Annotated in this window: 11 protein-coding genes; 5 read left to right on the top strand and 6 right to left on the bottom strand. The window is 65.2% G+C overall.

Features of this window, described 5'->3' with window-relative positions; translation table 11 throughout:
• Positions 1-81: 81 nt before the first annotated feature.
• The 3 genes from MRY75_RS14730 to purD form a co-directional block, all read right to left on the bottom strand.
• Positions 82-999 carry a DMT family transporter gene (locus tag MRY75_RS14730; RefSeq protein WP_292308758.1) on the bottom strand — a complete coding sequence of 306 codons (918 nt, stop codon included), beginning with the start codon at positions 997-999 and terminating at the stop codon, positions 82-84.
• Positions 1,000-1,082: 83 nt separating this feature from the next.
• Positions 1,083-1,676 (bottom strand): LysE/ArgO family amino acid transporter, encoded by a 594-nt coding sequence (locus MRY75_RS14725; protein ID WP_292308757.1) that lies wholly within the window; start codon positions 1,674-1,676, stop codon positions 1,083-1,085.
• A gap of 1 nt (position 1,677) precedes the next feature.
• A complete protein-coding gene (gene purD, locus MRY75_RS14720) occupies positions 1,678-2,940 on the bottom strand; it encodes a phosphoribosylamine--glycine ligase (protein ID WP_292308756.1) in 1,263 nt (420 codons plus the stop codon).
• A 70-nt stretch (positions 2,941-3,010) separates the two neighbouring features.
• On the opposite strand from purD, the gene xseA reads away from it, so the two are divergent.
• The 4 genes from xseA to MRY75_RS14700 all read left to right on the top strand — a co-directional run bounded on the left by xseA (position 3,011) and on the right by MRY75_RS14700 (position 8,270).
• Positions 3,011-4,561 carry an exodeoxyribonuclease VII large subunit gene (gene xseA, locus MRY75_RS14715; RefSeq protein ID WP_292308755.1) on the top strand — a complete coding sequence of 517 codons (1,551 nt, stop codon included), beginning with the start codon at positions 3,011-3,013 and terminating at the stop codon, positions 4,559-4,561.
• A 159-nt stretch (positions 4,562-4,720) separates the two neighbouring features.
• The gene (locus MRY75_RS14710; protein WP_292308754.1) at positions 4,721-5,533 is read left to right on the top strand and encodes a TIGR00282 family metallophosphoesterase; all 813 of its coding nucleotides are present in this window, start codon (positions 4,721-4,723) and stop codon (positions 5,531-5,533) included.
• A gap of 10 nt (positions 5,534-5,543) precedes the next feature.
• Entirely contained in the window at positions 5,544-6,467 is a 924-nt protein-coding gene (locus tag MRY75_RS14705; protein WP_292308753.1) for a DMT family transporter, read from the top strand.
• 87 nt (positions 6,468-6,554) lie between these two features.
• A complete protein-coding gene (locus MRY75_RS14700; protein WP_292308761.1) occupies positions 6,555-8,270 on the top strand; it encodes an SLC13 family permease in 1,716 nt (571 codons plus the stop codon).
• A gap of 45 nt (positions 8,271-8,315) precedes the next feature.
• On the opposite strand, the gene MRY75_RS14695 is transcribed toward MRY75_RS14700, so the two are convergent.
• Complete coding sequence (locus MRY75_RS14695; protein ID WP_292308752.1) at positions 8,316-9,053, bottom strand: glutamine amidotransferase; 738 nt, start codon at positions 9,051-9,053, stop codon at positions 8,316-8,318.
• A 122-nt stretch (positions 9,054-9,175) separates the two neighbouring features.
• Between MRY75_RS14695 and MRY75_RS14690 the strand changes: the two genes are divergently transcribed.
• On the top strand, positions 9,176-9,916 hold the full coding sequence (locus tag MRY75_RS14690; protein ID WP_292308751.1) for a YebC/PmpR family DNA-binding transcriptional regulator: 741 nt from the start codon (positions 9,176-9,178) through the stop codon (positions 9,914-9,916).
• Positions 9,917-10,042: 126 nt separating this feature from the next.
• Here MRY75_RS14690 and MRY75_RS14685 read toward each other — a convergent pair whose 3' ends face one another.
• Together MRY75_RS14685 and MRY75_RS14680 are read right to left on the bottom strand one after the other, a co-directional pair.
• A complete protein-coding gene (locus MRY75_RS14685) occupies positions 10,043-10,750 on the bottom strand; it encodes a VCBS repeat-containing protein (RefSeq protein WP_292308750.1) in 708 nt (235 codons plus the stop codon).
• A gap of 2 nt (positions 10,751-10,752) precedes the next feature.
• A complete protein-coding gene (locus MRY75_RS14680) occupies positions 10,753-11,076 on the bottom strand; it encodes a 2Fe-2S iron-sulfur cluster-binding protein (protein ID WP_292308749.1) in 324 nt (107 codons plus the stop codon).
• Positions 11,077-11,266: the final 190 nt, after the last annotated feature.

Raw genomic sequence — 11,266 nt, 5'->3', positions numbered from 1 at the left:
CCAAACCCGGTTTTTTGCGGAATTCGAAACAATGCGGGTCCGGATGGCGATAAAGCTGACGCAGCAAGCGCTTACGTCAGCTTAGCCCTTTGTTTCATTGACCAAAGGCGTACGATGCGACTTGCGCAGCACGGCTTCACGCCATGTGATGAAGATCACCGACGCCATGATTATGCCACCACCGAGGATCACCCAGGGGTCCACCGGTTCGGCAAAGAACAGCGCGCCCACAAGCACCGACCAGACGAGCTGAAGGAAGGTGACGGGCTGCGTCACGGTCACGGGGGCCGCTGCAAAGGCCAGCGTCATCGTATAGTGCCCAGCGGTCGCAAAGCAGGCAATTGCGGCAAGGACCCCAAGGTCCGCAAGGCTGGGCGTCACCCAGACCGCCAGCGCGAACGGCGCAAGCCCGAGGGTCACCGTGATCGACAGGAGCGCGACCACCATGCTGGCGGGCAATTCGCCCGACACGATCTTGGCGATCAGGTAGCTGCCCGCGAAGAGGAGTGCCGTGCCCAGCATGGCGATATGGCCGGGATCGAGTTCGCGGAAACCGGGCCGCAGGATGATCAGCGACCCGATCAGCGCGGCGATCACGGCCAGCACGCGCCGCAGCGCCATGCGTTCGCCCAGCAGGAACACCGCGAGGATCGAGACATAGACCGGGTTGAGATAGTTCATCGCCGTGACCTCGGCGATGGGAATGCGGGTCATGGCATAGAACCACAGGATCACCCCCAGCGAATGCACGATGCCGCGCAGCCCAAAGAGCTTTTTCTGCCGGGGAGTCAGGCTTACCGACCGCAGCTCGCGCCAGATCGGGATCAGGAAGACCAATCCGATCAGGTAGCGCAGGAAGGCGGATTCGGCCGCCGGGATGCGGCCTCCCAGCGTCTTGACCAAGGCTGTCACCGCGACAAAGCAGATGCCCGTCACGACCATCCAGAAGATGCCTCGGACGGGATTTGCAAGGGGGCTGGGTGGCGACGCGGGTGTCATCCCGGTAATGGAGCCAATGCGCAGGGGAAGTTCAAGAGTGCTCGCGCGTCTGGTGCCAGCGCGCGGGCTCGACTGGCCTTATCCTACATCAGCAGCAGTTTCGCCGCGATGGCCCACATCACGACCCCGATGATCACGTCCAGCACCTGCCACGCCCGCGGCTTGGCGAAAAACGGCGCCAGAAGACGCGCGCCGTATCCCAGCGAGAAGAAAAACACAAAGCTTGCGGTCATCGCCCCCAGCGCAAAGTTAAGCCGGTCCTCATATTGCGCCGCCACCCCCCCCAGCAGGACCACCGTGTCGAGATAGACATGCGGGTTGAGCCAAGTCAGCGCGAGACAGGTCAGCAGCGCCTTGCGCAACGATCCCACCGCCTGCCCAGCCTGCATCGCCTGCCCGCCGCGCCATGCGCTTTGAAAGGTGCGTGCGCCGTACCAGATCAGGAAGGCCGCGCCCAGAAGTCGCATCGCCAGTTCGAGACCGGGGATCGCCTGCGTCAACGCACCAAAACCGGCAACCCCGGCGGCGATCAGGATGGCATCGGACAGCGCACAGGTGAGGCAGACCGCAAACACATGGGATCGCAGCAATCCCTGCCGCAGGACAAAGGCGTTCTGCGCACCGATGGCAAGGATCAGGGACAGGCCAAGCGCAAACCCGGCCAGTGCCGTGGTCATCTCAGAGCGCCCGCCAGCCGATGTCGCGGCGGCAGAAGCCCTCGGGCCAGGTCACCTGATCGACCATCGCATAGGCGCGGTCCCGCGCCTCCTGCAGCGTGGCACCGCGCGCGGTGGCGTTCAGGACGCGCCCCCCGGTTGCGGTGATCTTGCCGTCCTGTTCGGTGGTGCCCGCGTGGAACATCATCTGAAAGCTGTCTTCGGGCAATGCGTCCAGCCCGCCGATCACGCTGCCCTTTTCGTAGCTGCCGGGATAGCCGTTCGCTGCGAGAACCACGGTCATGGCATGGTCGTCGGCCCAGTTGACCCGTGCCTCGGCCAGACGTCCCTCAGCACAGGCATGCATCAGGTCCATCGCCTGTGCGCCCAGCCGCATCATCAGCACCTGACATTCCGGATCGCCGAAGCGGACGTTGTATTCCACCAGACGCGGCTGGCCGTTTTCGATCATCAGCCCGGCATAGAGCACACCCTGATAGGGCGCGCCGCGTTTGGCCATTTCGGCCATGGTCGGTTTGATGATCTGATCCAGCGCCGTCTGCGCGATTTCGTCGGTCAGAACCGGGGCTGGGGAATAGGCCCCCATGCCACCGGTGTTGAGACCGGTATCGCCCTCGCCCACACGCTTGTGGTCCTGTGCGGTGCCGATGGGCAGCACGTCGGTTCCGTCACACAGGACAAAGAAGGACGCTTCCTCGCCCTGCATGAATTCCTCGATCACCACCTCGGCCCCGGCCCCGCCGAACGCGCCACCGAACATGTCGTCGATGGCGGCTTCGGCCTCGGCCACGGTTTCCGCGATGATCACGCCCTTGCCCGCGGCCAGCCCATCGGCCTTGACCACGATCGGCGCGCCCTGTGCGCGGACATAGGCTTTGGCCGCATCCGCATCGGTGAAATGCCCATAGGCTGCGGTCGGTGCATTAGCGGCGTCGCAGATTTCCTTGGTGAAGCTCTTGGAAGCTTCCAACCGCGCCGCTTCGGCAGACGGGCCGAAGACCAGAAGACCCGCATCGCGCAACCGGTCCGCGACCCCTGCGGCCAAGGGTGCTTCGGGGCCGACGATCACGAAGTCGATGCTGTTTTCCTCGGCAAAGGTGACAACCGCACCGCCATCTTCGATGTCCAGAGCCGCACAGTCCGCGATCATCGCGATCCCTGCATTGCCCGGAGCCACGATCAGCCGGTCGCATTTCGGGTTCTGCATCACCGCCCAGGCCAGCGCATGTTCACGCCCGCCGCTGCCAAGGATGAGAATGTTCATGGGCGCTCCGTCTTCACCTTCGGTTTCGCGCGTTCTAGGGTCAGGGGGAGTGAAGCGCAAGCGAGGCCATATGTCCGATCTGATCGACGATCCGCGTCCGGGGCAGAACATGCCGGAATATACCGTGTCCGAGGTCTCGGGCGCGGTGAAGAAGACGCTGGAGGACCAGTTCGGCCGCATCCGCGTGCGTGGCGAGGTGGGGCGCGTGTTCACCGCGCGGTCGGGGCATCTGTACTATGACGTCAAGGACGACCGGAGCGTACTGGCCTGCACCACGTGGAAAGGTCAGGTCTCGCAGCTTTCCGTGATCCCTGAAGAAGGGCTGGAGGTTGTCGTCACCGGGCGAATGACGGCCTTTGGCGGGCAGTCCAAGTACAATCTCAACGTCGACGAGGTGACCGTCGCGGGCGAAGGCGCGCTGATGGCGATGCTGGAAAAACGCAAGAAGGCGCTGGCGGCCGAAGGTCTGTTCGATCCGGCACGCAAGAAGGAACTGCCCTACCTGCCCGACATCATCGGTGTGATCACCTCGCCCTCGGGGGCTGTGATCCGGGACATCCTGCACCGGTTGCGCGACCGCTTTCCGCGCAAGGTGCTGGTCTGGCCGGTGGCCGTGCAGGGTGCCGCCTGTGCGCCCGAGGTCGCCCGCGCGATTGCGGGTTTCAACGCGCTGACACCCGGCGGGGCCCTGCCCCGGCCCGACCTGCTGATTGTCGCTCGCGGGGGTGGCAGCATCGAAGACCTCTGGGGCTTCAACGAAGAGATCGTCGCACGCGCGGCGGCGGCCTCGGACATTCCGCTCATCTCGGCGGTGGGGCATGAGACCGACACCACCCTGATCGATTTCGTGTCCGACCAACGCGCGCCGACGCCTACGGCGGCGGCAGAGATCGCGGTGCCGGTGCGGCTGGAACTGCTGGGCTGGGTCGGCGACCAACAGGCCCGCATGACCCGCGCGGTGTCGCAGCGGATGCAGACCCGCGACCAGCGCCTGCGCGATCTGGCCCGCGCCCTGCCCCGGCCCGACGCGCTTTTGTCCGGGCCGACACAGCGGCTTGACCTGATGGCAGACAGGTTGCCCCGCGCCCTGACCCGGTCGGTCGATCTGCGGCGCGGGCGGCTCATCGAGGCGTCCGCGTCCCTGCGCCCCTCGCTTCTGTCCCGCGCTCTGGCCGAGCAACGCAGGCGGTTTGATCAGAGCGCCACACGGCTGGCCCCGGGCCTGTCGCGCGTGGTGGAGACCAAGCGCGAGGCCCTCGCGCGACGGGCCGACCGGCTGACGCTGAAGCCCATCGAACGGGATCTGGCGGTCAAGCGCGACCGGTTGGAGGCGCTGACCCGGCGGCTGTCCAGCGCCGGGCAGGCACAGGTGAAGGACTGGCGGTCGCGACTGACGGCGCTGGACAGGCTGCGGGAAACGCTGGGCTACAAGGAAACCCTGAAACGCGGCTATGCGGTGGTGCGAGGCGATGGCGCGGTGGTGACGACACAGGTGGCAGCACAGAAGGCCACGGCGCTCGAAATCGAATTCGCCGATGGGCGCATGACGGTTGGGGCGGCGGGCGCAAAACCTGCGGCGCGGTCCAAGCCGAAACCGCCGGAACAGGGCTCGCTCTTCTGACAGGCGCGCCGAAGCGATTTCGAAATCGCTTCCAAGCGGCGTCGACGCCGCTTCAAAGCCCATCCGAATGGGCTTTTCCCACCGCGTTTCGAAACGCGGTGCCACCCACGCCCGGTTTGCCTCTTTGCTTTCCCGGACCACCGCTCTAATCCTGAGCGCATGAGAACACTTTTTCTGGGCGACATCATGGGCCGCGCGGGCCGCACCGCGATCACCGAGCGGCTGCCCGAGCTGAAAACCCGGCTCAAGGTCGATTTCTGCGTCGTGAACGGCGAAAACGCCTCGAGCGGTGTGGGCCTGTCGGGGGCGCATGCCGACGCGTTGCTGAAAGCCGGGGTCGACTGCCTGACGCTGGGCGATCACGCCTTCGATCAGAAGGACATGCTGTCCTATATCGAGAACGAACCGCGCATCCTGCGGCCCCTGAACTTTGCCAAACAGGCCCCCGGTCGCGGCCATCGCCTGTTCACCGATGCGCGGGGCCGCAAGATCCTCGTGCTGCAGGTGCTGGGTCAGGTCTTCATGAAACGCGCCTTCGACGATCCGTTCTCGGCCGTCGATGCGGTGCTGCGCGCTCACCCTTTGGGCGGTCAGGCGCAGATGATCCTTGTGGACATGCATTGCGAGGCGACGTCGGAAAAGATGGGGATGGGCCATTACTGCGATGGCCGCGCCAGCCTTGTGATCGGCACGCACACTCATGTGCCCACGGGGGATGCGCAGATCCTGCCGGGCGGCACCGGGTACCTGACCGATGCGGGCATGTGCGGTGACTACAATTCGGTGATCGGGATGGAAAAGACCGAACCGATGCGCCGCTTCGTGACCGGCATGGCCAAGGGCCGCTTCCAGCCGGCCTTGGGCGAGGCGACACTTTCGGGTGTTCTGGTGGAAACCGACGACCGCACCGGCAAGGCCACCGCGATCCACATGATCCGGGATGGCGGCCGTCTTCAGGCCAGCACCCCATGAGACCAAAGCCGTGACACGCGCCCTGCCGCTGATCGTCCTGATCCTCGCGGGCGCAGCCTGGGGGGCGACGCAGCCGCTGGCCAAGACCGCCGTCAGCGAAGGCTATCGCCATTTCGGCATCCTGTTCTGGCAGATGGGCATCGGCGCGGCGGTGCTGGGTCTCGTCTGTGTGCTGCGCGGCACTCCCATGCGCTTCACGCGGCGGGACATGACGCTCTACACGGCGCTTGCGCTGATCGGATCGGTCCTGCCCGGCATCTCGTCCTATTCCGCCGCGATCCACCTGCCCTCGGGCGTGCTGTCGATCCTGCTCAGTTCGATCCCGATGATCGCCTTTCCCATCGCGCTCGCCTTCGGGCTGGAGCGGTTCCGCTGGCGCAGACTGGCGGGGCTGAGCCTTGGCTTTGCCGGCATCTGCCTGCTGATCCTGCCCGAGGCCAGCCTGCCCGCCTCGGTGCCGGTGATCTGGGTCTTCGTCGCGCTGATCTCGTCGTTCTTCTATGCGCTGGAAAGCAGCGTGGTCGCCCGCTGGGGCCTGGGAGGGCTGGACCCGGTTCAGACGCTCTGCGGCGCTTCTCTGGTCGGCACTGTGATCACCCTGCCGCTGGCCGTGCTCACAGGCCAGTTCATCGACCCGCGTGGGCCGTGGAGTGCGCCGGATCTGGCCATCGTCGCCTCGTCGCTGCTGCATGCAGCGGCCTATGTCGCCTATGTCTGGCTGGTCGGACGCGCGGGCGCGGTGTTCACCGTGCAGATCAGCTATTTCGTGACGCTCTTCGGGGTCACATGGGCGATGCTGTTCCTGAACGAAAGCTACTCGCCCTATTTCTGGGCAGCCCTGGCGGTGATGCTGGGCGGGCTGGCGCTGGTTCAGCCGCGCCCCAAAGCGGTGCTTGTTCCGCCCCTGGAACCCGATCAGACTGGGACCGCCTGACATGAAGGACGCGCAACCGTGCTCACCGCACTGATCGACCTCGACCAGACCACACAGGCCCTGCTGGCGCTTGGCACCGTGGCGGTCATGTTTGCGCTCTTCGTGCGCGAAAGCTACCCGACCGAGGTGGTGGCCATCGGCGGTGTGGCCTTCCTGCTGGCGACCGGCGTGCTGCCCTATGCGGACGCGCTGGATGTGCTTTCGAACCCCGCGCCCTGGACCATCGCGGCGATGTTTCTGGTGATGGGGGCCTTGGTGCGCACCGGGGCGCTCAACGCCTTCACCAATGCGGCGCAATCGGCGGTGCAGAAAAGCCCGAAACGCGCGATGGCGGGGATCATCGGCGTGGTGATCGTGGCCTCGGCCTTCATGAACAACACACCTGTGGTGGTGGTCATGCTGCCGCTCTTCGTGCAACTGGCAAAAACACTGGGGGTCGCGCCGTCGAAACTGCTGATCCCGCTCAGCTATGCCGCCATTCTCGGCGGGACGCTGACGCTGATCGGCACCTCGACCAACCTGCTGGTCGACGGGGTTGCGCGCGCACAGGGGTTGGACCCCTTCACCATCTTCGAAGTCACACCCCTTGCGCTGGTATTGATCGCCTGGGGCATGTTCTATCTCTGGGCCTTTGGCCGCTACCTGCTCCCCGAGCGCACCAGCATGGCGGCGATGCTGTCGGACCGGTCGAAGATGAAGTTCTTCACCGAAGCGGTGATTCCGCCCGACAGCAACCTGATCGGCCGCGAGGTGCAGGGTGTGCAGTTGTTCAAACGCGACGGCGTGCGCCTGATCGACGTGATCCGCGGCGATGCCTCGCTGCGGCGCAATCTGGAGGGCGTGACGCTGCAGGTGGGCGACCGGGTGGTGCTGCGCACGCAGATGACGGAACTGCTGAGCCTGCAGCGGAACAAGGAGCTGCGCCGGGTGGATCAGGTCTCGGCGGTGGAGACCACAACGGTCGAAGTGCTGATCACCCCGGTCTGCAAGATGGTCGGACGGCGTCTGGGCGCGATGCGCCTGCGGCGGCGCTACGGGGTCTATCCGCTGGCGGTGCATCGGCGGAACCAGAACATCGGGCGGCAACTTGACGATCTGGTGGTGCGCGTGGGCGACACGCTGCTGATCGAAGGCGCACCGGAGGACATCCAGCGCATGGCGGATGAACTCAACCTCGTGGATGTGGCCAAACCCTCGGCCCGCGCCTACCGGCGCAGTCACGCGCCCATCGCCATCGCGGCCCTTGCCGGTCTGGTGCTGCTGGCGGCGTTTGGCGTGGCCCCGATCCTTGCTCTGGCGATCATCGCAGTCGCCGTTGTGCTGCTCACGAAATGCGTGGACTCGGACGAGGCGTTTTCCTTTGTCGAAGGGCAGCTTCTGGCGCTCATTTTCGCAATGCTCGCCATCGGGGCCGCCCTCGAATCCTCAGGCGCGGTCACGCTTATTGTCGAGGGCCTCGCCCCTTACATGATGAACCTGCCGCCCTGGGCCATCGTCTGGGCAATCTACCTGCTCACCAGCCTGCTCACCGAACTGGTCAGCAACAACGCGGTCGCGGTGGTGGTCACGCCGATTGCCATCGGCCTTGCCCAGGTGATGGGGATCGACCCCCGCCCGCTGGTGGTGGCGGTGATGGTGGCGGCGTCCTGCGCCTTTGCGACACCCATCGGATACCAGACCAACACGCTGGTTTACGGGCCGGGCGGGTACGCGTTTTCGGATTTCCTCAAAGTGGGCGTGCCGCTGAACCTGAGCGTGGGGATGCTGGCCTCGGCGCTCATTCCGCTGATCTGGCCGCTCTGACGCGGCCGATGCGTCGACGCATCGGAGGGGTCCGTCGACGGACCCCTACCCGCCGTAGCGCGCCACGAAGCGGCGCAGGATCTCAACCGGCACGGTCACGTCGCTGGCGTGACACATGGCGATCAGATCATCCGCGGTGTCCGGCGCAAAATACCCTTTGTGGCGGTAAATCCGGATCCGCTCTTCGAACACACCGGCATCCGCCTCGGGGTGAAACTGCGTGGCATAGACGTTCTGCCCGTACCGGATCATCTGGTAGGGGCTCGGGTCGGATGCCAGAAGATGCACACAGCCCTCGGGCAGCTCCTGCACCGCCTCCTTGTGCCCAACGAAGGCGTCAAAGGCCCCCGGCAACCCGGCCACCAGCGGGTCCGCCGCACCCTCGACCGTCACCCGGCAGGTCACCGGCCCCACCGGTTCGCCAAAGCGGCGCTTGGACACTTCGGCCCCCAGATGGTGCCCCAGAATGCCGATGCCATAGCAGCAGCCCATGAAGGGCACATCCCGCCCTGTGATCTCGGGCATGAGCGACAGGATCTCTGCCTCGATCCGCGCCTCGACCGGGTCCTTGGTGGCCGGATCGTCGGATACGCAGCCGGGCCCGCCGCCCACGATCACCCCGGCATAATCCGACAGGTCCAGCCCCTCGGGCAGCGGCTCGCGGTCCAGACAGACGCGATGCACCTGCGCTTCGGTCAGCCCGCCCTTTTCGAGAAAGGCCGCGAATTCGCCATCGCTCGCCTCGGCCTCGGGACGCAGTTGCAGGATCAGAAACGGTTTCATACCGCTCTCATAGCCAAGCCCGCCCGGCGCGCAAACCTCGAAAACGCAACTTGTTCCCGGCCTGCCTTCTGCGCTAAAGACCCGCAAACCTCAGAACATCCGACAATCAAGGACAGGACACAATGGCCGGCCATTCCAAATGGGCAAACATCCAGCACCGCAAAGGTCGTCAGGACGCGGTGCGCGCCAAGCTTTTCTCGAAGTTCTCCAAGGAAATCACCGTCGCCGCCAAGATGGGCGACCCCGACCCCGACAAGAACCCGCGCCTGCGCCTTGCGATCAAGGAAGCCAAGTCGCAATCCATGCCCAAGGACAACATCGAACGCGCCATCAAGAAGGCGACCGGTGGCGATGGCGAGGATTACGAGGAAATCCGCTACGAGGGCTACGGCCCGAACGGTGTGGCCGTGATCGTCGAGGCGATGACCGACAACCGCAACCGCACCGCGTCGAACGTGCGCTCCACCTTCACCAAGAACGGCGGCAACCTGGGCGAGACCGGATCGGTCGGGTTCATGTTCGACCGCAAGGGCGAAATCACCTACCCCGCCAGCGTTGGCGATGCGGACACCGTGATGATGGCCGCCATCGAAGCCGGCGCCGAGGACGTGGAGAGCAGCGAGGACGGGCATGTCATCTGGTGCGCCGACACGGATCTGAACGAGGTCGCCACGGCGCTCGAGGCGGAACTGGGCGAGAGCGACTCGACCAAGCTGGTCTGGAAGCCGACCACCACGACCGAGCTCGACCTCGACGGCATGCAGGCGCTGATGAAGCTGGTGGATGCGCTGGAAGATGATGACGACGTGCAGCGCGTCACCACCAATTTCGAGGCCACCGACGAGGTCATGGCCCAACTCTGACACCGGCGCCAAGGGCGGTCGACCGCCCTTGGCCGCGTTTTCGAAAACGCGCGAAGCCAATTCGAATTGGCGTTAAAAACGCGTTTCGAAACGCGGTGCCAAAGCGCCTTCGAAGGCGCTTTCCGCTCAGCAGCCCAAGGCGCGTTCCAAAGCCTCGGGCGAATACCTTCCCAGCACCTGCTGCGTGAGTGCCACGTCCGCAAAGCGCACCGCAACCACGTTGGCCCAGCCGGCATCAGCGAGCACCATCTCAGGCCCCTGCCCGCAATCGCGCAGACCACCCGCGATGTAATCCCAGCCGATCCGGTGATTGGTCAGGCCCTCGGCTGAGGCCACCTGCGTCAGGGCTCCATCCGCCCCGTACCGCCAGATCCGCAGCACCTTGGCCAGATGCGGACGGTCCACATAGGCCAGTTCCACCCGCCCGTCCCCGTCCAGATCGGCCACAGCCACCGGGGCCAGCCAGCGAAACCGGGTGCCGATATGGGGTGTTGCGGCGATCTGCGCGAGCGTGCCATCCTGAATGCCCCAGATCGCCAGCCGTGCGCCCTGGGTCTCGTGGCTTTCCACCACAACCACCTCGGGCACCCCGTTGCCATCCACATCCACGACACGCGGCGACAGATCCTCGAACACGATGTCCTGCGCCCAGCGCGCGGCGATCTCGCGCCCGTCGCTCAGTCGCACCACCAATGTGTCATATTCGATCTCGTCGCCCAGCACGCCGTGCGGGTAACGTGTGGTCGGCCCGTCATAGCGCGCCGACACGATTTCCTGTGCTGCGGCCTGCGATGCCAGCCCAAACACCAGACCGGCCAGACAGGCCCACCGCATGCTCAGATCTGCTTTTCCGGCATCTGGACGATCAGACCGTCCAGCGCATCTGACACCTTGAGCTGACAGGTCAGGCGCGACCGCTCGGGGTTCGGCTCATAGGCAAAGTCGAGCATGTCCTCTTCCATGTCTTCCTTCCGCGGCAGCTTGCCCACCCAGTCGGGATGCACATAGACGTGGCAGGTCGAACAGGCGCAGGCGCCGCCGCAATCCGCTTCGATGCCCGGAATGCCGTTGTCGCGCGCGCCTTCCATCACGGTCAGCCCGTTGGCGACCTCGACGACATGCTCCGTGCCGCCATGCTCAATATAGGTGATCTTTGCCATTCCAGCACTCTCCATCTCGAAAATCGCCACATACGTAGTCTGGCATGCCGGAACCCGCCAGCCCCTTTCGACGTCAAATCGGCGTCATGGGTTTACCCCAGCTTCGGATCGCGCCCAAGTACCGGAACGAGACAGGTCACGATGTGGACATGGCACTGCGATGCAGCAGTTGAAAATGACACGTCAGGAC

Source organism: Marivita sp., assembly GCF_022763305.1.
In the GTDB taxonomy this organism is placed as follows: domain Bacteria; phylum Pseudomonadota; class Alphaproteobacteria; order Rhodobacterales; family Rhodobacteraceae; genus Marivita.
The sequence above is the reverse complement of the archived record's forward strand: the minus strand, read 5'-3'. Positions and strand labels throughout refer to the sequence as shown.